Here is a 26414-nt window from a genome sequence, read left to right as displayed (position 1 = left end):
ATTAAAAGATGAAATTAAATGGTCTTTTTTGGTAATTCTTTGCAAAATCTCGTGCTGCTTTCGTCATTTCCCGGTGTGCTCGGCCCGGAACATGGAGGGCGACAAGCCCGTCTCCCGCTTGAAGAAGCGGCAGAAATAGGTCGAGGAAAGGAACCCGCACTTCCGTGCGATTTCGTCGACGGTCTGGTCGGTGTCCTCCAGCAGGCGGCGGCAGCGGTTCAAGCGGACCCGGAGCATCTCCCGGGCCACCGGCCTCCCCAGGTGCTTGCGGAAGAGGTTGTCCAGGGTGGAGCGGCTGCAGCCGACCATGCTGCAGATCTGCTCCACGGACAGGTTGGCGTTGGCCCGGCTGCGGATGATGCGCGAGGCCGAGAGCACGATGGGGTGCTGGGCCGTGGTGATGTCGGTGGATTCGCGCTCCACGATGCGGCTCGGCGGCAGGTTCCAGAGGCGGGGCTCCACCTCCTGGCCGTCGATCATGCGCGCCAGCATGTCCACGGCCATGCGCCCCAGCCGTTCGTAGTCGGGCGCAATGCTCGTGAGGGTGGGCTGGCAGAGCCGGCAGATGATCTCGTCATTGTCGACGCCGATGACGCTGACATCGTCGGGCATGGAGATGCCCAGGGTGCGGCACGCGTTGATGACCTGCTGCCCCCGGATGTCATTGCAGGCCAGGATGGCGATGGGTTTCGGCACCCGCACCAGCCAGGCGGACAACTCCGCCTCGTATTCCAGGGCGCCCCGCTCGCGCCGGAGCACGTCCATGGAGGCGCAGACTTTCGGGGGAGGCGAATAGATCTCGACTCGGTGGCCCGCCTCGTTGAGGAGGCGCTCGAAGGCCTCAGAGCGGCGGTCGGAAAAGAAGATGCCCGGGTAGCCGCAGAAGCCGAAATGGATGAATCCCGCCTGCCGGAAGAAGTCCGCGGCCAGCCGGGCCACCTGCTCGGGGTCCGTATCCAGCACGGGCGCCGTGGGGCAGTTGCCCTGGCCATGCACGTCCACGATGGGCACGTTCAGCCCCATGAGCTGGCGCCCCAGTTCCACGGTGGGGATGTAGGCGATGATCCCGTCCAGGCGGCTGCGTTTGAGCCAGCCGGGCATCTCCTTGAACTCGGAACGCTCGTGGGGGTAGATGAGCCAATCCCCGCGCTCCATGGCGGAGGCGGCCACCCCCAGGCAAATGCCCCGGCCGTAGGCGCGGGAGGCCAGAACCAGGAGGGCGATGTGGCGCATGTTGGGCATGGGCGAACCCCATCTGCAAATTTTGGTATACCATGACACAAATCTGAAGAGCAGACAGAAATCCCTGCAGGCCAAGGCCTTGAAGCACAGGCGAGGACCGTAAACGACTCCCGGGTGATCAGTTCTCGACCGGGACTGCCGGTTGAACCTCCCGGCCCCCAGGAGGGAACTGAGGGGCCCAAACCCAGACGGCCGACCCGCCAGAACCCTGGACAGGCCTGGGCTTCAAGGCGGGGCCCCGGCCCTCGCAGCCGCCGCCGTTCGGCTGCTCCGGCCCCTTCAAGGTTTCCGGGCGCCTCCCGCAGGTCACCCGTCGGGCCCGGCCTTTGGACTCTGTCGGTCCGGGCGGGCTGGGCGCCACCCCCAGCTCTGCCGCACGGGGGGCGCCGACCTCAAATCAGGCCTTTGCATCACCCACAAATTAATAAATGCCTTCAATTAACTATATGGCTTAACCCAATCAGACCGTGCACCTTCACGAATCTGGGCACCCTGAAAATGAACAAATCTTTACAAAAAAAGACCATATATTTCCCAAAAATCTACGGGCAACCTTCTCCTGTCCTTCTTTGAGTCGCATACCCGCATTGGAAATCCGGAACTTAGTTCGGATGACTTGTGAGCGCCCTCAGGAATTCCAGGGGTACCGCATCACTAATTCATCTACGTCCCTACGCCCTACCGCAGGTCAACCCTGCATGCCTCATTCCACGGCCGCTCCGGCCACCCCCAAAAGGAGGATGTATGAACCTTGCAACACGCCTGGCTCCCTGGGGCCTGGCCGCCTGTCTGATCGGCACCTCGGGCCTTCTCAGCGCCCAGGACGAAGGCTTCACCAAGAGCTTTAAATTCCGGCTGGGCTACTCCCCCAGCGAATCCGACCACCTGCGCCGCAGCGCCCTGGGCTTCGGCCTGGACCTGGGCTATGGCGTGGCCGGGGGCCGGGCCGGCGTGGAGCTGGGGTATTTCTACAAGACCGGCGACGAGTACATCACCAGCCCCAGCAACATGACCCCGCCCACCGGCCTCCAGCCTGTGGACACGACCAAGGCGAAGGAATCGAAACGCAACCAGCTGGATGGCTTCACGGTCCGCCTCGGCTACAGCCGGGCCTTCGACACGGACCTGCGGTGGCAGGCCGGCGTCCAGCTCGGCACCCGTTTCAAGCACCAATACGAGGGCGACGCGGTGAGCCAGCAGTGGGGGCCGGACTGGGGCAGTGCCCGGCCCGCGAACACCTGGCGCGACCTCTACAACGGCACACCCACCTCGGGAGGACTGAATCCCAGCCCCTTCGGCGGGATCACCTGGAAGCTGGATGCCTCCTCAAGCCTTGAATTCAACCTCGCCCTGATCAGCTACAAGGCCATCGAATACAACCACGCCGTGGGCACAGCGAGCTCGTACGACCCAGGGGGCCGCGGCGCCGGCAACAGCTCTGCGCCATGGATCGGACGCGTCTCTTCGCTGGGAGCGACCTGGTCCCAGGACCAGCTCACCTCCAAGAACCGCATGATTCCGCACCTCGAAATCGCCTACGTATTCCACTTCTAGGCCCACGCGGAGATCGACACCATGAACACTCGCCAAGCACTGATGCTCCCTGCCGTCGCGGCCATGCTGGCCAGCGGAACCTCCCTCGTGGCCCAGGTCACCACCGGCAGCCTGTCCGGCAAGGTCACCCAAGGCGGAAAGCCCGTGGCCAGGGCCCGCCTCGCCTTCGAGAGCCCGGCCCTGTTCCAGCCGCGCATCGTCCAGACGGATGCCAAGGGCGAATACCGCGCCATGCTGCTTCCCGTGGGGAACTACACCATCAAGGTCAGCGCCGAAGGCATGCTCGGCAAGACCGCCTCCAATGTACGCGTGGGCCTCGGCTCCAACCTCACCATGGACTTCCCGCTGGCCCCCCCTGGCCGAAGCGTCGGGCAGCACCGTGGAAGTGGTCGCCAATGCCAGTGAAGCCAAGACCGATGACAAGGTCTCCATCAACTACTCCGCCGAAGAGCTGATCAAGATGCCGGTGGGCCTCAATTTCGAGAGCATCATCAACCTCACACCCGGCGTGACGGGCTCCGGCACCGGCGTGAGCGTCCGCGGCTCCCAGACCGGCCAGGTGCTCTACCGCATCGACGGCATCAACGTGAAGGACGACACGGGCGGCAACACCACGCTCTACGCGCCCCTGCCCGACAGCATCGAGGATGTGCAGGTGGTGCTCTCGGCCCTGAACTCGCGCTACGGCCTGGTCAACGGCGGCCAGATCAACATGGTCACCAAGAGCGGCTCCAACAACTGGGAAGGCACCATCCGGAGCTACCTCAAGCGCAATGCCTGGCAGGCCAACCTCGCAAACGCCTCTCCGGCAGACAACCACAACCTGAATGACGAGGATTTCAGCCGCTACGTGGATGTCACCACCAGCGGGCCCATCTGGAAGGATCACCTCTGGTTCTCCCTGGGCGCGCGCTTCCAGCCCAACCAGGCCAAGCGCGTGATGCTGGGCTACACCGCCCATGGCCGCCTGGCCGATGGCACCACCGTGCCCTGGGACACCCTTCGCAACGTGAGCGGCAACACCGCCCAGTACGGCCTGCGCCCCATGTCCACCTACGGCCTCAATCCCGGTGTGGATTCCATCGTGAATGCCGGCCCTGGGGGAACCTACGGGGTCAGCCTGGAAGATGCCGGCCAGATCGTGAACTCGGCCACCTCCTACAACAAGGTGGAAGGCAAGCTCACCGGGGCGATCAACGAGAACCACGTCGTCTACCTCACCCTCCTCACCGATGGCACCACGGAGGGTGCTTCCATCGGCGAACACACGGGCGATCCCTGGATGGTCCAGAGCAAGTCCATGATCGGTGACCTGAAGACCAAAACCCAGGCCTACACGCTGGGCTGGAACGGAACCCTGTCCAGCAACTGGACCATCGAGGCCCGCGCCTACCTGGCCAGCCGCAAAGCCTACGACGTCCCCAACCCCAATCCGGGCGTGTCCGTCATGGGCTACATGGCCAGCCAGTCGCCAGACATGACCATCGTGCAGGAGGCCTCGGGCCTGGGACACGACTGGATCAACTGGGAGGACGGCTACCGCTACGGCACCATGGAGAACCGCCTCTCCACCTACAATCAGCCCGAGAAACGCGGGAACCAGGGCTACAGCGTGAACCTGAAGACCTTCCAGGACTTCATGGGCAAGCATGAGATTGACGTAGGCGGCGAATTCGTGGGCACGGTCTACAACTTCGGCCGTTCCAAGGAAGGCAGCCGTGCGGTCTGGCAGGGCGGCTGGTACAAGGATTCCGCCACGGGCGGCTACCTCTACCCCGTCTTCCGCCGCGGTGCCCCCGGCACTGCCCCCAGCGAAATCCTGAGCAAAGGGGCCGGAGATCCCGGCAATGGCTGGCCCGGTCTCTCTCCCACGAATGACCAGTTCGTCCACTGGTCGGATGCCATGCGCGGCCCCAGCGCCCACATGGAGATGTTCTGGAACAACCCTTCAGACGCCAAGAACAGCACGACCTCCTTCTGGGTCAATGACGTCTGGACCCTATCCTCCCAGTGGAACCTGCTCCTGGGCGCCCGGCTCAACCGGCTCATCATGCAGGACGAGGGCGGGCATGAGGTGACCAGCCAGAACCTGCTGGAGCCGCGCCTGCAGCTCAAATTCAACCCGGATGGTCAGAACAAGGAGGTCTACTCCTTCTCCGTGGCCAAGCTGGCCTCCGCCTACTCCGACCAGATGGCCAACCAGTTCCGGGGCAACGAGTGGGAGATCCGCACGGTGCACCTCTGGAGCGGCGCGAACCTGGCCATTCCCCAGCCGGGCTTCGACACCCCCGGCGCCCTGAGCGACGCCCCGGTGGGCACGTACAACGGCTACAACTACACCGGCAAGAACATGAACGGCGTGCGGTTCGTGGACTACGCCACCCTCATCGATCCGAAGAACTACGGTTCCTCCTTCGACTTCGTGGATGCACGCCAGACCTACATCGCCAAGAACTTGCGCGCCCCCTTCACCATCGAGCTGAACCTGGGCTACCAGCGCAACTACGACAGCGGCTACTTCAAGGCCAACGTCGTGAAGCGGTACTACAAGGACGACATCGTCGGCCCCATCCACGGCTACGGCACGGACTACCTGGTCCACATGGTGAGCCCGGCCCCCAACGATCCGCTGCGGATGTACAAGGGCGCCTCGTACTGGATCAACTCCGGGTTCACCCGGGAGTTCACGGGGCTGGAATTCGCGTTCCGGAAACAGCTCACCTCGCGCGTGAGCATGGAGGGTGGCTACACCTGGGACCGCACCACCGGCACCAATGCCCTGGACTACTACAACTGGAAAAACCTGCGGGAGAGCCTGCTGACTCCGGCCCAGCAGGAGATGGCCGTGGGCAAGGGCATGCTCAACCGCAACCAGGTGGGCCACCTGATTCTTACCTACGTGCATCCCGTGGGCCGCGGCAACGTGTCCTTCTCGCTCAAGGGCGACACCTGGCTCAGCGGCTTCACCACCCCCTACGGGCGCGCCGACTACCGCGCCCTGGCGGGTTTCCAGCAGCTGCCGAGCACGATCAACGGCGAGCGCGTGGTCGACATCGATCCGCGTCCGGGCAATGCGGATCCCTACTACAGTGTGCTCCTGGGGAACTACAACGACTACAAGACCGGCGTGGACTACTACCAGGTGGGCGCCAAGATCCAGTGGGACATCCCCATCGGGCTCGGCAAGACCCATTTCGTGGGGTACATCTCCATCGACAACCTGTTCAACCACTTCATCCTGACGGACCAGTACGGCTACTTCAGCGACCAGGTCACGGGCTACAACACCGCCTGGTGGGACGGCGTCATTTCCGGCAGATCGTACGCCGCCTACCGCGGCGGCCAGACCTACGGAGCCGCCGGCAATCCCTGGGCGCCGAACAACAGCTACAACAACGGTTGGGGCGGCCGCAGGGTCGGCGACTTCAGCTTCGGTTTCAAGTTCTAACCCTCCGGCACAAGGAGTGATCCCATGAAACCCATTCAAACCGCAGTGCTGGCCCTGCTGGCCCTTCCCCTCGGCGCCCAGGGCTCCGGCTACTCCCTGGGGGGAACCCTGATGTTCTCGAATGACAGTTATGTGGGGGGCCTGTCCAAGGTCACCCACAACAACTCAGGCTTCGGCCTGAACGTCGGCTTCGACACCAAGGTCTACCAGACCGATGTGCCCGCCCGGATCTCGCTGGCCGTGAACCGCTTTCCGGGAAAAGCCCAGAATGGCCTCACCACCAGCCTGACCCAGGTCCAGCTGGCCGGCGACCTGCTGCTGGCCACCGGCTTCCAGCGGCTCCGGGGCATCGCGGGCCTGAGCCTGAACAACTACTCCGCCTCGTTTTCCGGGGTGGAAAGCCAGGCCCCCGATGATGTGCAGCACCACTTCCCATTCAAGGACACCAAGGGGCTCAAGGTCGGCTTCAAGCTCGGCCTGGAATACGACCTGGCTCCGAACTGGCATGGCGAAGTGGCCTTCCAGCAGACGGAACTGGCCGGCAAGAAAACCAGCGACCCCCTGGTCCGCGTCGGGGGCTTGAATCCCGCCTGGATCCAGGTGGGCCTCCGGTACGACTTCTAGTCGCGCCCACCAAGACCAAGGCCGCGGCAACCGCCGCGGCCTTGGTGTGTCCTAAGGTCCGAGCGGGGCGCAGCCCCCTCACAACGCCCGGAACAAGGTCAGCACCCGTACCTCGGCGGCACCGCCCTCCAGCAACGTCTCGGCGCAGCGCAGGAGGGTGGTGCCCGTGGTCCAGACATCATCAACCAGGAGGAGGATGCCGCCGGGTGAAACGCCCCGCCGCAGGGCGATGGCCCGGCGGGGCAGGCGCCGCCGCTCCGATTCCGTACGAGAAGCCTGACGGCCGCTGAACCAGCGCTTGGCCAGCAGCGGCGCGTAGGGCCGTCCCAGGCGCGCAGCCATGTGCTGTCCCAGGTCCGCGGCGACATCAAAGCCCCGCAAAAGACGGCGCGGCAGGGCGCTGGGGGCCGAGGTCACCGCATCCACTTCCGCAGTCCAGTCCGGCAGCGTGGCCCTGGAGAGGCGCTCGAGCAGGGCCTTCCGCCAGCCCAGTTCGCCCTGCTTGATGGCGGGCAGCAGCAGCGCGCCCAGGGGTGGCCGACCCCCGTGGTAATCCCACAGAGCATCACCCATCGTCCAGGCCGTCGGCTCCGGGCAGGGGCCTTCGCCATGGAGCAGGGCACATCGAGGGCAGCGGCCCTCAGGCAGCGGCTGCAGGCCGCTCCAGCAGCGGGCGCACAGCCCAGCCTCGGCCTCCTGATCAAGGGGCCCCAGGCAGCCACGGCACAGGAGCATCCCCCGGGTCAGGCGGAGGAGGCTCCTGGATGGCACGGGGAAAAGGGTCAGGCCCCCTTCCCGAAGAACTTGATGGCGTAGATCACCGTGGGGATGAAGAAGACCAGGCTGGTGACCAGCAACGCGGTATGAGGCTTCGCCCGGTTGGCATTGCCTTCGGCCAGGTGGCTGCGCCGCCAGCCGTAGCCCGCGTAGATCATCAGGCCCACTTCCAGCCACAGGATGAGGCGGAGCCAGGTGTCCTGGGGCAGGCCCGACATCACATAGCCACAGGCCGCAGCCCCGGCCAGGCCCACGAGTACGGCACCCAGGGTGCCGCCGGGCACCTTGAAGGGACGTTCCACTTCGGGGTTGGTGAAGCGGAGGATGGGCACGCCGACGCAAACGAGGACGAAGGCCAGCAGCGTGCCGATGGACACCAGCTCACCCACCAGGCTCATGGGCATGAGGCCGCCGCACAGGGCCACGAAGATGCCCGTCACCACCGTGGCCACATGGGGCGTGCCGAACTTGGGATGGGCGTTGCCGAACCAGGGCAGCAGGCCATCCTTGCTCATGGCGTAGAACACGCGGGTCTGGCCCATCATCATCACGAGGATCACCGAGGTGAGGCCGCTGATGGCGCCCAGCTTGATGACAAAGGTGAAGGCCTTCTGAGCCGCAGGCGTCCAGCCGCGCAGCATGACGATCTTGTCGATGCCCACGGCGATGGGATCGGCCACGCCCAGCTGCTTGTAGGGCACCACACCCGTCAGCACCAGGGCCACCAGGATGTAGAGGATCGTGCAGATGACCAGGGAGCCCAGGATGCCGATGGGCAGGTCGCGCTTGGGATTCTTGGCTTCCTGGGCCGTGGTGCTCACGGCATCGAAACCGATGTAGGCGAAGAAGACCACGCCAGCACCGGTGAGCACGCCGCCATTGAGCCAACCGTAGCGGCTGTGACCTTCCACCACTTCTTTGGCGGGCACCAGGGCCGCGAGCCCCGTGGAGGCGGGATTCACAAAGAGGTTGGTCTTCGAGATGACCGCAATGCCCAGGATAATGAACACCACCACGATGGTCACCTTGGTCACCACGATGAGGTTGTTCACCGTGGCGCTCTCCTTGATCCCCTTGTAGAGGACGGAGGCCACAAACAGGGCGATCAGCGTGGCGGGCACATTCCACTGGCCGAAGACCATGCTGCCGTCATGGAGCGTCACCTTTTCCCAGGGGCCTTTGGTGAAGCGCACCAGGGTGTCCGTCAGCTCGATGCCCAGGGTCTTGTGCAGGATGGAGTAGAGGTAGCCCGACCAGGCAGCGCTCACGGTGACGGCGCCGAAGGCGTACTCCAGCACCAGATCCCACCCGATGATCCAGGCGATGAATTCGCCCATGGTGGCGTAGGAATACGCGTAGGCCGAACCTGCCACGGGGATCATGGCGGCCATCTCGGCGTAGCAGACGCCCGCCAGGGCGCAGAGGATGCCGCCGATGATGAAGCTGTAGACGATGCCCGGGCCGGCGTAGTTGGCGGCGGCGGTGCCCGTCAGCGAAAAAATGCCGGCGCCAATGATGGCGCCGATGCCCAGCGTGGTGAGGTTGAAGGCCCCCAGGGTGCGCTTGAGCTGGCCGCCCCCATGTCCGCCCTCGCCCACGTGGGGGTCATTGGCATCGGAAATGAGACGGGCCAGGTCCTTTTTGACAAACAAACCACCCATGGGGAAGGCCTCCAGGTCAGGAATGAGTCAGGAATGAAATACCGGGGGGGATATAACCCAATCACCTTAGCAGGGCGCCCGGGAGGATCATCTGGAGGATTTGCGGGCCTTCAGGCAGGCTAGGAGGGTTCAACGTCTGAATGCAGAGGCCCCTATGACTGCCACAGCCCCGGGCGGCCACGCCCCCTCCCGCTTCTGGGATGACCGCGCGCCCTCCCGCCGTTGCGACTGGATCGACCAGCTGCGGGGCTGGGCCGTCATCGTGATGATCGAAGTGCATGTGGTGAACGTGTGGCTGCAGTCGGGTCTTCGCCCCGACTGGCTCAACTACCTCAATGGCCTCGTGGCCCCCAGTTTCACCATGGCCGCGGGCTACAGCCTGGTCATCTCCACCTTCAAGACCGACGGCACCCTGCGTCCCTTCTGGCCCGACACGGCCCGGCGCCTGGGCTTCATCCTGCTCTGCGCTTACGCCCTGCACGCCCCGGGCATCACGGCGGCAGACTGGACCGTGCTCAACACCGCCCAGAAGGCCCGCGAGCTGTTCAAGGTCGACGTGCTCCAGTGCATCGTCTTCTCGCTGCTCATCCTCCAGGGCCTGGCCCGGCTGGTGCGGAACCCTCGCGTATTCACCGCCCTGGCCCTGGCCATCGCCATCTTCGTCCCCCTGGTCTCGCCCCATCTCTGGGCCACGGGCGTGGCGGATGGCCTCTGGCTGCCCCTCCGCGGCCTCTTCAACGGCAACACCGATCGCGGCGTGTCGGCCCTCTTCCCGCTCTTCCCCTGGATCGCCTTCCCGGCCTTCGGCGCCTTCCTGGGCGGCCTCTACCGGCACCTGCGGGTGGAACCAGTTGATGGCAAAGCCCGCTGGAGCGAGGCCAAGTTCCTGGCCGCCCTGGCTGGTGTGGGCCTCGTGCTGCTGATCTGGGGATCCGCCACCCAGCAGTCGTGGCTCTGGGGCGGGAAGTGGATCCAGGAGAACGGCGTCTGGATGCTGCACAGCCGCACCGGCGCCTTCACCTACAGCGAGCTGGGCGCCATCGCCAACACCACCCTGCCCAGCGTGGCGGCCCGCGTGGGCTGGATCCTCCTGGGCGGCACGCTCATGGGGGCCATCGAGCTGGTGCGCCCCCGCTGGAGCGGGCCGAATCCCATCAAGGCCGCCAGCGCCGAATCCCTGTTGCTCTACATGCTGCACCTGAACATGCTCTTCAGCGTGCTGCTGGCACCGGCCGTCATCGCCCTCACCGGCCTGGGCTGGGGCACCCTGGGCTGGCCCGGCACCCTGCTCCTGACCGCCGCCGTCATCGGCCTGAACCTCTGGGCGGGCGTGGCCTGGCAGAAGGTGCGGCAGACGCCCGAGCGCATGCGTTGGCTCCAGCACAAGGCCGTGGCAATTCTGGGGGTGTGGTTCGTGGTGGGGGGCTGGTGGACCTTCCGCCACTTCCTGCAGAGCCCTGAACTGGCGAAGGAGCCCTACCGCTTTCTGAACGCCGCCCGCGTGCGCAAGGGCCTGCCGCCCACCCCCGACGGCCTCTGCCGCGATCCGCAGGAGTACTTCCGGGAAGCCGAGCGGAACCGGATGCACCTCAGCGAGGGCGCCCGCGCCGACCTCACCCGCCAGATCCTGGCGCGGGGGGAATCGCGTTAGCCGCGTGGGGAATCACGTTAGCATTGTCCGGACAATGGCTGATCCAGGCAGTAGCTCCCCCTTCTCATGGTGCCTCTACGCCGCCCTGGCGGTGTTGATCTATCGTGGCGGCACGGCGATCCTTCTTTCGGCCTTTCATGCCCTGCCCTCGCTGCAGCGGCGTCGCCTGCTGGAAGAAGAGGCCATCGCCGACCCGCGCCTGGCGGCCCTGCTGGAGCGGCCCCGGGCCCTGGGCATGGGCCTGGAGTTCTGGAACCAGGTGCTGCTCCTGCTCCTGGTGCTGCTGCTCTGGCCTGGGCGCCAATTCCTGCCTGGAGGCGCCTGGACCCTCGCCATCATCGTGCTGATGGGGCTGTGGCTGCTGGATCTGCTGCTGCCGGCCCTGCTGGCCTCCCGCGATCCGGCCCTCTGGCTCACCCGGCTCTACCCCCTCTACGCCCCGGCCCAGTTCCTTCTCGCCCCCCTGGTGGATCCCCTGGCGCGCATGATCGACCGGCGCCACGCCCAGGAAAAGGCCAAGGACGATGATGACGAGGAAACCACCGAGGAGGCGGTGACCGCCCTGCTGGAAGAGGGCGAAGCCGAAGGCATCATCGAAGCCGACGACCGCGAGCTCATCCGCAACGTGGTCAGTTTCGGCGATACGGTGGTGCGCGAAGTGATGACCCCCCGCACCCGCATCGTGGCCCTCTCCGTCACGGCCACCATCCGCGAAGCCTGGGACGCCTTCACCGAAAGCCGCCACTCGCGGCTGCCCGTGTACGAAGGCAGCATCGACCAGGTGCGCGGCGTGCTGCTGGTCAAGGACCTCATGCAGTTGCCGGACGGCGCCCAACCCCCGCTGTCGACCCTGCTGAAGCCGCCCCACTTCGTACCTGAGAGCAAGCCCGTGGCCGACCTGCTGCGCGACCTGCAGCGGGCCCGCACCCAGCTGGCCCTGGTGGTGGATGAATTCGGCGGCGTCTCCGGCCTGGTCACCATGGAGGATCTGCTGGAGGAAGTCTTCGGCGAGATCCAGGACGAGCACGAGGCCTCCACGGAACTGCAGGAACAGACGCCGGGCGTATGGTTCGTCTCCGGCCAGGCCCATGTGGAGGACGTGGCCGAAACCCTGGGCGTGGCCTGGGAGCGGGAGGGCTTCGACACCCTGGCCGGCCTGGTCATGGCCCGGCTGGGCCGCATCCCCGAACCCCAGGAATCCGTGGCCGTGGAGGGCGCCCTGCTGACCGTGCTGCGCATGGAGGGCACGCGCATCGTGCAGGTGCGGGTGCAGCGGCTCTAGGAGCCTGTAACCTGGAGGCTGGAGTCTTCATGCCCCGCCGCATCCTCGCCCTCATCGCCATCCTCGTCCTGCCCCTCACCCTCTTCTACGTGCGGCGCATGCAGCGCAAGGCCCTGGTGCCCCAGCCCCGGGGCATGGTGCTGGGCCTCTACGCCGGTGTGCCCGACTACGACTACCGCGAGGAGCTGGATCGCATCGCCGCCACCGGCGCCACCTGCGTGAGCCTGCAGGCCATCTACCGCATGGACACGGGCCACAGCAACGACATCCGCCGCCATCCCACCTCCAGTCCCACCGAGGAGAGCCTGCGCCTCACCTTCCATCAAGCCCACGTCCGCGGCCTGCGGATGATGTTCTTCCCCACCATCAACATGCGGGACGAGGCCGAGAACGCGGACTGGTGGCGCGGCAACATCGCGCCCGATGACTGGAACCTCTGGTGGAAGAACTACACGGCCTTCAACGTGCGCCTGGCGGCCCTGGCGCAGGAAGGCGGCGTGGAGTGGTACAGCCTCGGCACCGAGATGGCCTCCACCCACCGCTTTCCGGATCAGTGGCGCCACCTGGCCGCCGAGGTGCGGAAGGTCTTCCACGGCAAGCTGGTCTACAGCGTGAACTTCGACAGCCACGACAGCTTCACCTTCGGCGACTGCCTCGATGTGATCGGCATCAACACCTACGATCCCATCGCCAAGTACGACGACTACCCCACGCCCGAACAGATCCGCGACGCCTGGTGGTGGATCGTCTACAAGGCCCGCACCCTGGGCGCCCGCTTCGCCGACGCCAAGGGGCCCAAGCCCGTGATGATCACCGAGGTGGGCTATCCCTCCGTGGCCCACGCCCACGTGGGGCCCTGGGACTTCCGCACGGACAAACCCCTGGACCTCGACCTGCAGAACCTGCTGCTGAAGGGCGCCTTCGGGGTGCTGCGCCACTGGAGCGATGGCGACGCCGTCTTCTACTACCTCTACGGCGAGAACCTCAACCAGAAGCCCATCGGCGGCCCGCTCGACCGCACCTACGCCGTATGGGGCAAACCCGCCGAAGCCACCCTGCGCAAGTATTTCAAGGAGCCCATCTGGGAGGGCCACATCCCGCCCCGGACCGAGAACACCCACGAGGCCGTGGTGCAGTCCCTGGTGAGCTGGCACCGCAAGGTGCGGGACTACGAGGACGCCGAGCTGCCCCCCTGGGTGCTGGACTGGGAAGCTCAGCGCCCGGCCGATGCCAGGGAGGCCCTGGCCATCCTGGCCCTGGAGCCCGCCCCGGCCCGCCGCGTCCCAAAAGGCGAGGAGCGATAAGACCCTGCCGAAAAGGTATGCTGATCGGTGCCCATGAGCCTTCCCAGCCGCCCACGTCCCCTGCCCCAGCCTGAAGCCCCCACCAAGACCCTGCTGGTGGTGGAGGATGATCGCGCCACCCTGAGCCTCTACCGGGCCGGGCTGAAGGGCCTGCCGGGCTTCAAGATCCTCATGGCCGAAAACGGCGGCCAGGCCATGGAGGTCCTCCGCCACGAGCCCGTGCACGTGCTGGTGACCGACCTCAACATGCCCGTGATGGATGGCTTCAACCTCATCGCCAAGGCCAGCCGCTTCTACCCCCAGGTGCCCATCATCGTCATGACGGGCCTGGATCAGAGCCAGCACCTGAACACACCGTTGCAGCTGGGTGCCATCCGCATCCTCACCAAGCCGCCCCGGCTCACCATCCTCATGGACGCCATCAAGGCCGCCGCCGCCCTGGAACCCAGCGGGCTCATCCGCGGCATCGGGCTCAACAGCATCCTCCAGCTGCTGAACTGGGAAAAGAAATCCTGCACCCTCACCGTCAACTCCGAAGCGGGCATGGGCCTGATGTATCTCAAGAACGGTGAGGTGGTGCACGCCGCCTACCGGGCCGAGGAAGGGCTTCCCGCGGCCTACGAGATCCTCACCTGGGACCGCCCCGACATCGAGTTCGTGGAGACCTGCCGGGTGGAGCAGACCATCGACCTGGCCCTCACGGAATTGCTCATGAACGCCGCCATGCTTTCCGACCACCGTCGTCCCGAATTCGGCGAGGCCTGACACCAAGCATGCACAGGCCGCATAGAACCCAACGGGAAGGCCTATGAGCCAAACCCCGGCGGCCAGACCCGTCTGCGGTGGGTCTCGGGCCTTGACGATTCGCGGTGAATTTCCCAGAAGTTTGGGACTTTCGTCAAAACCATTTCAAAGGGCTCTGCAAAGGGAACCTATCGGGGAATAATGGCGCCAGTGCGCCCCCGTTGGGGCCCCCTTCCCCCAGGCAGGTGTCCATGTCCCAGCTGAAGCCTTTCCGCGCGTTCCGCCCCCGGCCCGAACTGGCCGCCCAGGTGGCCGCCGTTCCCTACGATGTGGTGAATACCCAGGAAGCCGCCGAGCTGGCCAAGGGCAACCCCCACTCCTTCCTCCATGTGGGCCGGCCCGAGATCGACCTGCCCGCGGGCATCGACGTCCACGCCGACGAAGTCTACGCCAAGGGCGTGTCCAACCTGCGCAAGATGATCGAAGAGGGCACCCTGTTCCACGAGAACACGCCCTGCCTCTACGTCTACCAGCAGAAGATGGGCGATCACGTGCAGGCGGGCCTGGTGGGCCTCTGCTCGGTGGAGGAGTACGAGAACGGCACCATCAAGCGCCACGAGTTCACCCGCAAGGACAAGGAAGACGACCGCACCCGCCACGTCACCGAGCAGGCCGCCAACGCCGAGCCCGTGTTCCTCACCTACAAGGCCGTGCCCTACATCGACCACATCGTGAACGATGTGCGCAAGCAGGTGCCCGTCTATGACGTGGTCACCCCCGATGGCATCGGCCACACCGTGTGGGTCGTCTCCGGCGAAACCGTCGTCTACGAACTCGTCCACCTCTTCAATGGCGTGGACGCCCTCTACATCGCCGACGGCCACCACCGCACCGCCGCCGCCATCCGCTACGGCCAGGCCCAGCGCGCCGAGGCCAAGGCCAAGGGCATTGCCCTGGACGGCGACGAGCCCTTCGAGAGCTTCATGGCCGTGGTCTTCCCCCACGACCAGCTGAAGATCATGGATTACAACCGCGTGGTGAAGGATCTCAACGGCCTCAGCCAGGAAGCCTTTTTGGCCAAGGTCGGCGAGAAGTTCGAGGTGGCCGTGTCGGCCCACCGCGCCGCCCAGGCCCCCACCACCTTCGGCATGTATCTCGGCGGCACCTGGTACGAGCTGAAGGCCAAGCCCGGCAGCTTCCCTGCCAGCGATCCCGTGCGCGGCCTGGATGTGAGCATCCTCCAGGAGAACCTGCTCAATCCCATCCTCGGCATCGACGATCCCCGCACCAACACCCGCATCGACTTCGTGGGCGGCATCCGCGGCATGGACGAGCTGGAGCGCCGCGTGAAGGAAGGCTGCGCCGTGGCCTTCTCCGTGTATCCCACCTCCCTCGTCCAGCTCATGAGCGTGGCCGACGCCGGCGAAGTGATGCCGCCCAAGTCCACCTGGTTCGAGCCCAAGCTGCGCTCCGGCCTGCTGGTGCGGATGTACGAAGGCTGACTTCTTTTTGATCCACAGATTCCACGGATTTCACAGATCTGAACTGTCAGAATTCAGTTCCATTCTTGTTTTACTGTTGCTTTTGAATCTGTGTGAATCCGTGAAATCTGTGGACTGGCTTTTCTTTTTTGTGGAGCACCCATGAACATCCTCATCGCAGACGCCTTTGACGCCAAACTGCCCGAGCGCCTCGCCGCCTTCGGCACCGTCAGCTCCGACATGGCCACCCTCGGCACCGCCGAAGTGCTCCTCGTCCGCTCCAAGACCCAGGTCAATGCCGACCTGATCGCCAAGGCCCCGGCCCTCAAGCTGGTGATCCGCGGCGGCGTGGGCATGGACAACGTGGACAAGAAGCTCTGCGCCGAGAAGGGCATCAAGGCCGTGAACACGCCCCGCGCCAGCAGCGTGGCCGTGGCGGAAATGGCCATGGCCTTCATGGTGGCCATCCCCGCCCGCCTCATCGAGGCCCATGTCTCGATGAAGGAAGGCAAGTTCCTCAAGAACGAGCTGAAGCGCACGGAGCTCTTCAAGAAGACCCTGGGCCTCATCGGCGCCGGCGCCATCGCCAGCGAAGTGGCCAAGCGCGCCCAGGCCTTCGGCATGGAAGTGATCGCCTTCGATCCCTTCCTCAAAGAACACCCCATCGCCAAGCTGGTGAGCCTCGATGAACTGGCCGCCAAGGCCGACGTCATCAGCCTGCACACCCCGCTCACCGACGAGACCCGCGGCATGATCAACGCCGGCTTCCTGGCCAAGGCCAAGGATGGCGTCATGATCATCAACACCGGCCGCGGCAAGTGCGTGAACGAGGCCGACCTCGTGGCCGCCCTCACCAGCGGCAAGGTGAAAGCCTACGGCACCGACGTGTGGCCCAGCGATCCCCCGCCGGCCGACTGCCCCCTGCTCAGCGCCCCCAACGTCTTCATGGCCCCCCACATCGGCGCCAGCTCCAAGGAGAACCTGGGCCGCATCGGGGATGAAGTGGTGTTGATCCTTACGGATTTCAAGGCCTAAAGCCCCTCAAAAACTTTGGATCCACAGATTCCACAGATTCCACAGATTTCACAGATTAAGAATTGAATGGATCCAGGACCTGACCCCTTCGCAATTGATTTATCAAATCTGTGTGAATCCGTGAAATCTGTGGACCCCATTCTTTGTCCGAATCTAAGGAGCATCCCATGACCCATCGCGCGATCAACTTCTACGCCGGCCCTGCCGGTCTGCCCCTGCCCGCCCTCGAGCGCGCCAAGGAAGAGCTGCTGGACTTCGCCGGCACTGGCATGTCCGTCATGGAAGTCAGCCACCGCTCCAAGGAATACGACGCGGTGCACGAAGAAGCCATCAGCCTCACCAAGGAGCTGATGGGCCTGCCCGACAACTACAAGGTGCTGCTGCTGCAGGGCGGCGCGCACCTGAGCTTCGGCATGATTCCCTTGAACCTGATGCGCGGTGGCCGCAAGGCCGACTACATCGTCACCGGCAACTGGGCCGAGAAGGCCGCCAAGGAAGCCAAGCTCGTCGGCGGCGACAACATCCGCATCGCCGCCAGCACCAAGGAGCAGAAGTTCAGCCGCCTGCCCTTCGCCGATGAGATCAAGCTGAGCCCCGACAGCTCCTTCCTGCACTTCACCTCCAACAACACCGTGGAAGGCACCCAGTGGCAGGAGTTCCCCAAGGCCAACGTGCCCTTGATCTGCGACATGAGCAGCGACTTCATGTGGCGGCCCTTTGATGTGAGCCCTTTCGGCCTCATCTACGGCGGTGCCCAGAAGAACCTCGGCCCCAGCGGCGTCACGCTCACCATCGTCCGCGACGATGTTCTCGAGATGTGCGAGGCCCAGGACCTGCCCAGCTACCTACGCTTCAAGCTGCACGCCGAGAAGAACAGCCTCTACAACACTCCGCCCACCTTCGGCATCTACATCCTGCGCAACGTGCTGGCCTACAACAAGAGCCTGGGCGGCCTGAAGGCCATCGAGGCCGCCAACCGCCAGAAGGGTGAGCTGCTCTATGGCTGCATCGACCGCCACGCGGGCTTCTACAAGGGCTTCGTCACCGAGAAGGCGCACCGCAGCCTCATGAACGTGGACTTCTTCCTGCCCACCCCCGAGCTGGACGACCAGTTCGTGAAGGAAGCCAAGAAGAACGGCATGGTGGGCCTGAAGGGCTACCGCGACATCGGCGGCATCCGCGTCAGCACCTACAACGCCGTCACCGTGGACAACGTGAAGACCCTCGTCGACTTCATGGAGCAGTTCGTCAAGACCAACGGTTGAGACCGGAACCACCGTACGCAACAGACCCGGCCCCGAAGCCGGGTCTGTTGTATTTGGGGCCACCAGGGAATACCCATCTGCCACAGATGGACACGGATGAGCACAGATGCAAGATAGGCGAGAAGCCAGGTTCCATTTATCCGTGTGCATCTGTGTTCATCTGTGGCTTATCTGCTTTTCGGTTTGTGGCCCCCTCCAAGGCCCTCGAGTTCACCATTCTTGGGCATCGATCTTCCTCCGCCGATGACATGCCAGCGCCCCATGGCGCCCACCAGGACCCTTCCCCCCATGAACGCTTCACCCGCCTGGCTCGACCACCTCAAGCTGCTGGCCGCCACGGAGGTGGTGCGCCCGGGGGCCCTCAGCCCCGCAAACCTCGACGACCTGGTGGCGCGGGGCCTCATCCAGCGCGATGAGCGGCCCAAGCAGGCCAGCCTGGAAAGCCGCTACGAGGCCTTGCAGGACACCCATCGCAAGATCGTCGAAGCCAAGGGCTGTGTGGACCGTCTGCAGCGGCAGCTGGCGCCGAAGTCGCGGCTGGCCAGCCTGCTGCCCGGTTTCGGAGGCCACGCAGGCCCCCGTGCGGACGATCCCGACCTCCGCCACCTCCTGCAGTACCTCGAGCTCCTGAAGCTCCAGGTGCGGGGCGTGGCCGCTCCCCAGGACGTGATGCCCCACCTGGAGCGCATCCTGGAGCACCTGCAGGTGGAGGGCCGCGAATGCCTCGACCGCCTGGCGGCCACGGACCGGGAGCTGGATCAGACCAAGAAGGAGGCTCTGCCCGGCACCCAGGTGGAAGGCCAGGGCTTCTTCCGCCTCACGCCCGCCGGCGAGGCGGCCCTGCCCGAGGCCCCCATCATCGAGCTGCTGGAGATGTCGCTGCACACCGCCTTCGGATCGAGCCTACGCGGCGAAAGCTACGGCCACTTCCGGGAAGACCCCTCCGCCCTCATGTCCCTGCTGGTGGATCGCGCTGCCCTCGGTGACCGCCCCTCCGCCGTGGTGGGCGAATACGACGAGCTGCTGGAGGCCTTCGAGCGCCTGCCGGCCTTCGCGGACCTCCATCCCCTCCGCGCCAAGATCGGCTTCCTGGTGCGCCTCATGCGGACCTACCGGGGCGAGCCCAAGAAGGCCTTCCTCTGGTGCAACCGCGAGCGCCTGGCCGCGGCCAACCAACGCATGAAGCCCCTGCTGCCACCCTCAGTGGCCGCGTCGGGCTGGCACCTGCCCTACATGGCCGATGTCTTCCTGGCCGATGGCGGCATCTCCGGCGACGAGGCCCAGGCCGAGCAGCGCATCCACCTCTTCGAGGCCGTCCATCGCGTGCAGGCCGAGCTGCTGCAGGACACCCGCATCCGCGATGGGCAGTTCTTCCGCCTGGCCCTGGTACTCGCCCACGCCGCGCGCGGACGCAACTTCGCGCCGGGGATCCTCCTCGACCGCTTCGTGCGCCAGGCCGTGGAGGCCGTGGTCGAGGCGGCCCGCGCCGCCCCCTACGATCTGGGTGACCGCGGCACGATGCTGATCTTCGGCGCGCATCTGGCCCACGCCGCGGGCTTCTCCAAGGCCAAACTGCAGGGCCCCCTGGAGGCCTTCGCGGCCATCCAGGAGCGCTTCCGCAGCGGGGATGCCACCCCCCGCATCTCGGTGCAGGTGCTGCTGCACATCTTCGCCACCCTGGATCGCCTGCAGCGCCTGGGCGCGCCCGTTTCAGTGGAGGCCTACGCGGGGCTCTTCGACCGCATCCGCAAGCGCCTGATCCACCACAAGGGCTCCTCCCGCGCCTTCAGCACCGCCCAGATCAAGGCCGGCGACGAAGCGGCCCTGGCCTCGAACCTGTGCGCCCAGACCTGCTTCCGCGACCTCGTCCTGCCCCAGGCCAGCCCCTTCCATCCGGACGCGGGCCTCGCCGGCCTCTACGAAGCGCGCCTCCCCGGCCGACCCCCGGTCATGGGCTCCTGCTTCGGCACGCTGCTGCTCATCTAACCGGCTTTTCAGGCTCCGCGGGCCTTCAATCGGAAGGATCCACCACGGAGGCCTCCGTGCCATCTCGGTGGTCTCAGCGCCTCCGTGGTGAATCTCTGTCTTTGAGAGAGAGGTATCAAGCCTCGGCCCGGCCCCGCAGCGACAGCACGATCTCTTCGATGCGGGCATCCTTCTCCGCCCACATGTCGTGGACGAAGCGCTGCATGCGCGCGCGGAAGGCCGGATCGCCCTCGTAGTCGCCATCCAACAGATCCTTGGGGATCGCCCGCTCATGCACCCGCACCACCACCGCCTTCAGACGGCCCGACAGCAGGTCCCAGAAGGTGGGCACGCCTTCGGGGTAGACGATGGTGACATCCAGCAGGGCATCGAAGCGTTCCCCCATGGCGCTGAGCGCCGTGGCCAGGCCGCCCACCTTGGGTTTCAGCAGGTGCCGGTAGGGCGACTGCTGCGCGTCATGCTTGGCGCGGCTGAACCGGGTGCCCTCCAGAAAGTTCATCACCGAGGTGGGAATCCGCCGGAACTTTTCGCAGGCCTTGCGCGCGGTATCCAGGTCCGCAGAGCGGCTGCCCGTGCGGCGTCGCATGAAGGGGAAATCCAGCGCCCACCAGGCGAGGCCCATGACCGGCACGTAGATCAGCTGGCGCTTGAGGAAGAACTTCAGGAAGGGCACGCGGCGGTGGAAGACCTTCTGCAGCACCAGGATGTCCACCCAACTCTGATGGTTGCTGCTCACCAGGTACCAGCCCTTGCGGCGCAGCCCCTCCAGGCCCTTCACATCCCAGCGGATGCGTTGCACCAGTGCCATCCACCACCCGTTCACCGCGATCCACCCCTCGGCCAGGGCCGTGAGCGCCCGGTCCGCCCGACGGCGCACGGCCGCAAAAGGCAAGGCCAGCTTCAGCAGAGCCACGGGGATCATGCCCGAAAAAATGGTCACGGCATTGGCCGCCAGCACCGAGCTGGCGAAGCTGCCCTTGAGGGTGGACCAGATGCGCTTGACCATCGCAGAACCCCGTCCGGCATCAATCCGGATCGATCAGCATAGCGAGGCCCGCGGGAGATGAACCGCAAAAGACCGATTCGCCACGGATGAACACGGATGAACACAGATAACAGGCTCGGCCCAGCGGCAATCCGACGCCTCATACGGATTTGAATTCAAAGGATAAGGAACACCGCCAAGGCGCCTTGGTGGTGAAAGTTCTGTTCTATTGGATTGAACGCAACCTGGTATCACCTCATAGCCTAGGAGGCTGGTTCCATCCATCCGTGTCCATCTGTGTTCATCCGTGGCCAACATCCCCTTCCACCAGGCACAGGACTCAACCCCAGCCCAGTTCTTCCAGCCTTGCCTCATCGATGCCGAAGTGATGGGCGATCTCATGGATGACCGTGGTGGCGATCTCCTCCCGCAAGTCCTCCTCGTCCACGCAGTCCTCCAGCAGCGGCCCTCGGAAGATCGTGATGCGAGGGGGCAGGTCCCCGGGCTCCGGCGGCCCCTCGGTGAGGGCATGGCCCGAATACAGCCCGTACAGGGTGTCGTCCTCGGGAACGCCCATCTCATCCAGAAGCGCGTCCGGAGCCCAATCCTCGATGACCACCGGCACCCCGTCCAGGTAGGGCCGGAACGCCTCCGGGATCCGCCCCAGCGCCTCGTCCACCAGCCTGCGGAACGCCCGATCCGAAAGATGCATGGGCCGAGTCTACCCTGCGGAACCAGGGCTTGCCCCCGACCGCCCAGCCGGGCGGACGGACATGCGCCGGGCCTGACCCACGGGAATGCCCCTCCGCTCGCGGCCTGACCGAGTTCCCCGCCTCCAGCCTCCGCCAGGACCGGCGCCGCCCCCGCGGCCAGGGCCTTGGCCACCGACGAACGAGGAGGCCCCCGCTTGGGAAAGCCCTACCACCCTTGATCGCAAAGAACCCGAGTCGTGGACAGCCGGACCTTCATCCCAGGCCCCGACCTCCGCTCGCCATGGCCTTCACCGGCCTTCTGCCGCGACCACCTGCGATCACCTCCGCCCATCTTCAATCCAACGCGAGTTGAGCGCAGGTTCAGCACAGGTTCAGCCCCCGCGGGCCGCGCCCCTCAGAGCCCGTCCAGCGGGCTCGCCACGCCGCGCCCGCCCCGATTGAGCACGTGCGTGTAGATCATGGTCGTGGCCACATCCTTGTGCCCCAGCAGCTCCTGCACCGTGCGGATGTCGTGCCCCCCCGCCAGCAGGTGGGTCGCAAAGCTGTGGCGTAGCACATGGGGGGTCACCGGCTTCACCAGCTCCCCCGCCCGCGCCGCCAGGCGGACGGCCTTCTGCACGCTCTCCGGCTGGAGGTGGTGGCGGCGGGTGAGGCCCGAGCGGGGGTCCACCGACCGCAGGTTCGAGGGGAACACCCACTGCCAGCCCCAGGACCGGGGCGCCGCCTTGAACTTGTCCGCCAGCGCATCCGGCAGGAACACCTCGCCGAACCCCTCGGCCAGATCGCGCTCGTGCAGCACCCGCACCCGCTCCAGATGCGCCCGCAGCGGCGCGACCAGGCGGTCCGGCAGCATGGTGACGCGATCCTTTCCGCCCTTCCCGTCCCGAATCGTGATTTCCCGCCGCTCGAACTCCACGTCCTTCACCCGCAGGCGCAGCCCCTCCATCAACCGCATGCCCGTCCCGTAGAGCACCTGAACCACCAGACCCATGGTGCCCTCCAGCTGATCCAGCAGGATCCGCACCTCGCCAGGGGTGAGCACCACCGGCAGGCGCGGGGGGCGCTTGGCCTGCACCACCTCCGAAAGCCAGGGCAGCTCCACCCCCAGCAGCTCCCGGTAGAGGAAAAGCAGAGCCGACTTCGCCTGATTCTGCGTCGATCCCGACACCCGCCGATCCACCGCCAGGTGGTTGAGGAAGGCCCCCACGTCCACCGCCCCCAGGGCGCTCGGATGGCGCGTGCCGGAGAACAGGATGAAGCGCTTCACCCAGTCCACGTAGGCATCCTCCGTGCGGAGGCTGTAGCGCCGAACCCGGAGCGCCGTGCGCAGCTGATCCAGCAGTTTCGGAGGCCGCCCTTCCTCCTCCGTGCGCCCCTCACCGGTCTGCCTAAACCCTTCATTCACGGGAATACTCCTCCCCCCAGGGGTTCGCCCATTACGCTACCCTTGGGACCGACCTCCAAGCATGAACACTGCGCCACGGCTCAATCTATCGCTTTTTTTTCGCTCGTCAAGCCCTCAGCCAAGTTCGTCCATTCCCCATCAAATACCAACCCTCCCCCAACGGCCTCCCCCCAAACTAGACGAACCTCCCACCCCCAACCCACCGCCGTCCAATTCTCGTTAGGCACACCCGGCGCATTCCCATCGTCTTCCGGGTTCGATCCTTCTCAATCGGAGTGCGGGTTCAGCGCCCAGGCTTCGCCAGTCGCGAATCTCCTCACCCTGGTAACCCACATCCGCCATGAATGGCGGGCTTGCGCTGTCGCGCTTCGCATCCGTTCTCCGCCACTCCACCAGTGAATCCAGCGGCTTCTCGTGGCATCCTGGCTCCGCCGTTCCGTCCCTCGCCTCACCCCTGGCGCAATCCGCCTCAGTTCTTTGCCTTTGGGCTCGGCACCCCGATCATCCTTCATGTTCCGGCGGCATTCCGCTCGTTCCACCCAATCCGGGCATCTCAACGCCCGAGTGGGATTCAACTTCATCGGGTGCCTAACCTTCCGCTCAACTCGGACCCTATCGCTGCGCGATAGAGTCCTCAAACAATTCAGCTGCCAGGTCCCCGCAGCAATAGGGCCGGTTAGCTTCTCTCGTTAGGCGCTACAGGAGCCACTATGAGCCTGTTCCATCGTGAAGCACAGCAATACAGAATCAACGACCGTCCGATTGTTTGTCTATTTTGTAAACATGATTTGTTTTTCAAACGCGAAGCCCAGCTTCATACAATGGGTTCAACAATGCTAGGTGTCGAATGGACCGGGCCAACTGAATACTGCATTATCTGCGCGAAATGCGGTTTCATTCATTGGTTCGAACCTCGATGACATTGGCGCGCCTATGCCAGATCCGGACTCAGAAGATCCTTCTCTGCATGATCACTTTGCTGCAGAAGACCGGCTTCGTGACCTCATCAGAGATGAGCCCCTCTCAGCATGGCGATTCATCCTCGAGGCGAACTCTCGGCCATATTCCGAGAAACGTCGCTCAATGCTGGCCGCTGGGCCGTTAGAAGATCTACTCTCTATCCATGGCGACCAGATCATCAGCATGGTCGAGTATGAGGCCAAGAATAACCTTAGGTTTAAGGAGTTGTTGCGTGGTGTGTGGCAGCAAGGCATGACCTCTTCCATTTGGATTCGTGTTCAGCAGGCCCAACAATGAACCTGGCAGGCCTAACCTTCCGCTCAACTCGGACCCTATCGCTGCGCGCTAGTGTCCTCAAACAATTCAGCGTCCGTGTCCCGCAGCAATAGGGCCGGTTAGCTTCTCTCGTTAGGCACACCCGGCGCTTTCCCATCGTCTTCCGGGTTCGATCCTTCTCAATCGGAGTGCGGGGTTCAGCACACTGGCTTCGCCAATCGTGAATCTCTCCGCCTCGGTGGCTCAGACTCGCCATGAATGGCGGGCTTGCGCTGTCGCGCTGCGCAGCCGTTCTCCAACACTCATCCGGTGAACCCAGCGGCTTCTCGTGGCATCCTGGCTCCGCCGTTCCTTCACTCACCTTACCCCTGGCGCAATCCGCCTCAGTTCTTTGCCTTTGGGCTCGGCTTTCCCTGCCGCTCTCCCCGCTCCGTCGGCACCCCATTCGCTGTACCCAATCCGGCCATCTCGAATGCCCGGGTGGGCTCCAGCTTCATCGGGTGCCTAACCTTCCGCTCAACTCGGACCCTATCGCTGCGCGCTAGTGTCCTCAAACAATTCAGCGCCCGTGTCCCGCAGCAATAGGGCCGGTTAGCTTCACTCGTTAGGCACACCCGGCGCTTTCCCATCGTCTTCCGGGTTCGATCCTTCTCAATCCGAGTGCGGGTTTATCACCCTGACTTCGCCAGTCGCGAATCTCTTCGCCCCGGTGGCTCAGACTCGCCATGAATGGCGGGCTTGCGCTGTCGCGCTGCGCAGCCGTTCTCCACCACTCACTCGATGAATCCAGTGGCCTCTCGTGGCAACATGGCTTCGCCGTTCCTTCCCTTGCCTCACCCTTGGCGCAATCCACCCCAGTTCTTTGCCTTTGGGCTCGGTCAAACCAGCTGCCCTTCCCATTCGGGCGACATCCCGTCCGTTGCGCCCAGACTGGGCGCCTCGAATGTCCGAGTAGGCTCCAGCTTCATCGGGTGCCTAACCTTCCGCTCAACTCGGACCCTATCGCTGCGCGATAGCGTCCTCAAACAATTCAGCGTCCGTGTCCCCGCAGCAATAGGGCCGGTTAGCTTCTTTCGTTAGGCACACCCGGCGCTTTCCCATCAGCTTCCGGGTTCGATCCTTCTCAATCGGAGTGCGGGGTTCAGCGCTCTGGCTTTGCCAATCGCGAATCTCTGCGCCGCGGTGGCTCAGGCTCGCCATGAATGGCGGGCTTGCGCTGCCGCGCTGCGCGGCCGTTCTCCACCATTCATTCGGTGAACCCAGCAGCTTCTCGTGGCATCCTGGCTCCGCCGTTCCTTCTCTTGCCTCACCCCTGGCGCAATCCGCCTTAGCTCTTTGACTTTGGGCTCGGCTTTCCCAGCCGTTCTTCGCACTCGGACGGCATCCCATTCGCTGCACTCAATCCGGGCATCTCGGAAACCGGGTGGGTTCCAGCGTCATCGGGTGCCTAACCTTCCGCTCAACTCGGACCCTATCGCTGCGCGCTAGTGTCCTCAAACAATCCAGCTCCCTGGTTCCCGCAGCAATAGGGCCGGTTAGCTTCCTTCGTTAGGCCGCCAATGAAACATGCTGCGCTCATCACAGGAATGGCAATCCTTTTGGCGACTGTCTTCAATTCAGGCTGTTCAAGCAAGAAACCAACCTTTTACCCAGATGGCAACGGTGTCTTCTGGGTGGAATACACCCATGGCGGCCCCCACTGGGCGATGTGCGGCCCGTATCGAGATTCAGACAGTTACCGCTTTGAGTTCAAAGACAGGAGTAATTCATACTCCAGCGCCAACATGAATCTCTATATCAATTCGGCCACTGAGAGGTCCAAGTTTGAGGGTAGCGTCGTGCTTGACCTCGATAGGCAAACTGCCAGTGTCTCGATCTTCGTCATAGAAGAAACTGGCCAAAAGAAGCCACTCCCGATCAACGGGCACTACCCAATCAAAGCGAAAAAGTGAATACCCTGGCCGGCCTAACCCTGCGCTGCACTCGGACCCCGCCTGCATTGCCTTTCGTTCTCTCTCAGC

At 64.7% G+C, this 26414-nt stretch carries 19 protein-coding genes; 13 read left to right on the top strand and 6 right to left on the bottom strand.

Annotation, left to right across the window (positions count from 1 at the left end; genetic code table 11):
* Positions 1-63: 63 nt before the first annotated feature.
* Complete coding sequence (locus tag Q9293_RS03315; RefSeq protein WP_306250008.1) at positions 64-1242, bottom strand: XylR family transcriptional regulator; 1179 nt, start codon at positions 1240-1242, stop codon at positions 64-66.
* Between the two features lie 744 nt (positions 1243-1986).
* Between Q9293_RS03315 and Q9293_RS03310 the strand changes: the two genes are divergently transcribed.
* Genes Q9293_RS03310 through Q9293_RS03295 form a run of 4 tightly spaced genes read left to right on the top strand, consistent with a single transcriptional unit; the run spans position 1987 to position 6868 of the window.
* Positions 1987-2796 carry a hypothetical protein gene (locus Q9293_RS03310; protein WP_306250006.1) on the top strand — a complete coding sequence of 270 codons (810 nt, stop codon included), beginning with the start codon at positions 1987-1989 and terminating at the stop codon, positions 2794-2796.
* A 21-nt stretch (positions 2797-2817) separates the two neighbouring features.
* Entirely contained in the window at positions 2818-3201 is a 384-nt protein-coding gene (locus Q9293_RS03305) for a carboxypeptidase-like regulatory domain-containing protein (protein WP_306250004.1), read from the top strand.
* Positions 3176-6244 carry a TonB-dependent receptor gene (locus tag Q9293_RS03300; protein WP_306250002.1) on the top strand — a complete coding sequence of 1023 codons (3069 nt, stop codon included), beginning with the start codon at positions 3176-3178 and terminating at the stop codon, positions 6242-6244. Before Q9293_RS03305 ends, Q9293_RS03300 begins: the two co-directional genes overlap by 26 nt.
* Before the next feature lie 24 nt (positions 6245-6268).
* A complete protein-coding gene (locus Q9293_RS03295; protein WP_306250000.1) occupies positions 6269-6868 on the top strand; it encodes an outer membrane beta-barrel protein in 600 nt (199 codons plus the stop codon).
* Between the two features lie 78 nt (positions 6869-6946).
* On the opposite strand, the gene Q9293_RS03290 is transcribed toward Q9293_RS03295, so the two are convergent.
* Together Q9293_RS03290 and Q9293_RS03285 are read right to left on the bottom strand one after the other, a co-directional pair.
* The gene (locus Q9293_RS03290) at positions 6947-7441 is read right to left on the bottom strand and encodes a ComF family protein (protein WP_306249998.1); all 495 of its coding nucleotides are present in this window, start codon (positions 7439-7441) and stop codon (positions 6947-6949) included.
* Positions 7442-7650: 209 nt separating this feature from the next.
* A complete protein-coding gene (locus Q9293_RS03285; protein ID WP_306249996.1) occupies positions 7651-9306 on the bottom strand; it encodes an amino acid permease in 1656 nt (551 codons plus the stop codon).
* Positions 9307-9460: 154 nt separating this feature from the next.
* Here Q9293_RS03285 and Q9293_RS03280 point away from each other — a divergent pair, with 154 nt between their 5' ends.
* The 8 genes from Q9293_RS03280 (at position 9461) to Q9293_RS03245 (ending at position 20054) form a co-directional block, all read left to right on the top strand.
* Positions 9461-10957: a heparan-alpha-glucosaminide N-acetyltransferase domain-containing protein gene (locus Q9293_RS03280; protein WP_306249994.1), complete on the top strand. Its 1497-nt coding sequence runs from the start codon at positions 9461-9463 to the stop codon at positions 10955-10957.
* Between the two features lie 34 nt (positions 10958-10991).
* Positions 10992-12239, top strand: coding sequence for a hemolysin family protein (locus tag Q9293_RS03275; protein WP_306249992.1), 1248 nt, complete (start codon positions 10992-10994; stop codon positions 12237-12239).
* A gap of 29 nt (positions 12240-12268) precedes the next feature.
* Positions 12269-13543, top strand: coding sequence for a hypothetical protein (locus Q9293_RS03270; protein ID WP_306249990.1), 1275 nt, complete (start codon positions 12269-12271; stop codon positions 13541-13543).
* A 33-nt stretch (positions 13544-13576) separates the two neighbouring features.
* Entirely contained in the window at positions 13577-14308 is a 732-nt protein-coding gene (locus Q9293_RS03265; protein WP_306249988.1) for a response regulator, read from the top strand.
* Positions 14309-14538: 230 nt separating this feature from the next.
* Positions 14539-15789 (top strand): DUF1015 domain-containing protein, encoded by a 1251-nt coding sequence (locus Q9293_RS03260; protein WP_306249986.1) that lies wholly within the window; start codon positions 14539-14541, stop codon positions 15787-15789.
* A gap of 141 nt (positions 15790-15930) precedes the next feature.
* The gene (locus Q9293_RS03255) at positions 15931-16803 is read left to right on the top strand and encodes a hydroxyacid dehydrogenase (protein ID WP_306249984.1); all 873 of its coding nucleotides are present in this window, start codon (positions 15931-15933) and stop codon (positions 16801-16803) included.
* Positions 16804-16970: 167 nt separating this feature from the next.
* Positions 16971-18068, top strand: a complete 1098-nt coding sequence (gene serC, locus Q9293_RS03250) for a 3-phosphoserine/phosphohydroxythreonine transaminase (protein WP_306249982.1) — start codon at positions 16971-16973, stop codon at positions 18066-18068.
* A gap of 288 nt (positions 18069-18356) precedes the next feature.
* Positions 18357-20054: a hypothetical protein gene (locus Q9293_RS03245; protein ID WP_306249980.1), complete on the top strand. Its 1698-nt coding sequence runs from the start codon at positions 18357-18359 to the stop codon at positions 20052-20054.
* A gap of 115 nt (positions 20055-20169) precedes the next feature.
* Here the strand turns inward: Q9293_RS03245 and Q9293_RS03240 are convergent, their stop codons facing one another.
* The 3 genes from Q9293_RS03240 to Q9293_RS03230 all read right to left on the bottom strand — a co-directional run bounded on the left by Q9293_RS03240 (position 20170) and on the right by Q9293_RS03230 (position 23157).
* Entirely contained in the window at positions 20170-21060 is an 891-nt protein-coding gene (locus Q9293_RS03240) for an acyltransferase (RefSeq protein ID WP_306249978.1), read from the bottom strand.
* A 319-nt stretch (positions 21061-21379) separates the two neighbouring features.
* Positions 21380-21751, bottom strand: coding sequence for a metallopeptidase family protein (locus tag Q9293_RS03235; protein WP_306249976.1), 372 nt, complete (start codon positions 21749-21751; stop codon positions 21380-21382).
* Positions 21752-22146: 395 nt separating this feature from the next.
* A complete protein-coding gene (locus Q9293_RS03230) occupies positions 22147-23157 on the bottom strand; it encodes an integron integrase (protein ID WP_306249974.1) in 1011 nt (336 codons plus the stop codon).
* Positions 23158-23997: 840 nt separating this feature from the next.
* Between Q9293_RS03230 and Q9293_RS03225 the strand changes: the two genes are divergently transcribed.
* A complete protein-coding gene (locus tag Q9293_RS03225) occupies positions 23998-24414 on the top strand; it encodes a DUF6869 domain-containing protein (protein ID WP_306249972.1) in 417 nt (138 codons plus the stop codon).
* Positions 24415-26414 lie beyond the last annotated feature (2000 nt).

It is taken from the genome of Geothrix sp. PMB-07, assembly GCF_030758935.1.
Taxonomy (GTDB): Bacteria; Acidobacteriota; Holophagae; order Holophagales; family Holophagaceae; genus Geothrix.
The sequence above is the reverse complement of the archived record's forward strand: the minus strand, read 5'-3'. Positions and strand labels throughout refer to the sequence as shown.

Excerpts from the sequence above, each read along its gene's own strand:
- Q9293_RS03315 (WP_306250008.1), bottom strand. The coding sequence starts at position 1,242 with ATGCCCAACATGCGCCACATCGCCCTCCTGGTTCTGGCCTCCCGCGCC.
- Q9293_RS03310 (WP_306250006.1), top strand. The coding sequence starts at position 1,987 with ATGAACCTTGCAACACGCCTGGCTCCCTGGGGCCTGGCCGCCTGTCTG.
- Q9293_RS03305 (WP_306250004.1), top strand. The coding sequence starts at position 2,818 with ATGAACACTCGCCAAGCACTGATGCTCCCTGCCGTCGCGGCCATGCTG.
- Q9293_RS03295 (WP_306250000.1), top strand. The coding sequence starts at position 6,269 with ATGAAACCCATTCAAACCGCAGTGCTGGCCCTGCTGGCCCTTCCCCTC.
- Q9293_RS03290 (WP_306249998.1), bottom strand. The coding sequence starts at position 7,441 with ATGGGTGATGCTCTGTGGGATTACCACGGGGGTCGGCCACCCCTGGGC.
- Q9293_RS03285 (WP_306249996.1), bottom strand. The coding sequence starts at position 9,306 with ATGGGTGGTTTGTTTGTCAAAAAGGACCTGGCCCGTCTCATTTCCGAT.
- Q9293_RS03280 (WP_306249994.1), top strand. The coding sequence starts at position 9,461 with ATGACTGCCACAGCCCCGGGCGGCCACGCCCCCTCCCGCTTCTGGGAT.
- Q9293_RS03275 (WP_306249992.1), top strand. The coding sequence starts at position 10,992 with ATGGCTGATCCAGGCAGTAGCTCCCCCTTCTCATGGTGCCTCTACGCC.
- Q9293_RS03270 (WP_306249990.1), top strand. The coding sequence starts at position 12,269 with ATGCCCCGCCGCATCCTCGCCCTCATCGCCATCCTCGTCCTGCCCCTC.
- Q9293_RS03265 (WP_306249988.1), top strand. The coding sequence starts at position 13,577 with ATGAGCCTTCCCAGCCGCCCACGTCCCCTGCCCCAGCCTGAAGCCCCC.
- Q9293_RS03260 (WP_306249986.1), top strand. The coding sequence starts at position 14,539 with ATGTCCCAGCTGAAGCCTTTCCGCGCGTTCCGCCCCCGGCCCGAACTG.
- Q9293_RS03255 (WP_306249984.1), top strand. The coding sequence starts at position 15,931 with ATGAACATCCTCATCGCAGACGCCTTTGACGCCAAACTGCCCGAGCGC.
- serC (WP_306249982.1), top strand. The coding sequence starts at position 16,971 with ATGACCCATCGCGCGATCAACTTCTACGCCGGCCCTGCCGGTCTGCCC.
- Q9293_RS03245 (WP_306249980.1), top strand. The coding sequence starts at position 18,357 with ATGAACGCTTCACCCGCCTGGCTCGACCACCTCAAGCTGCTGGCCGCC.
- Q9293_RS03240 (WP_306249978.1), bottom strand. The coding sequence starts at position 21,060 with ATGGTCAAGCGCATCTGGTCCACCCTCAAGGGCAGCTTCGCCAGCTCG.
- Q9293_RS03235 (WP_306249976.1), bottom strand. The coding sequence starts at position 21,751 with ATGCATCTTTCGGATCGGGCGTTCCGCAGGCTGGTGGACGAGGCGCTG.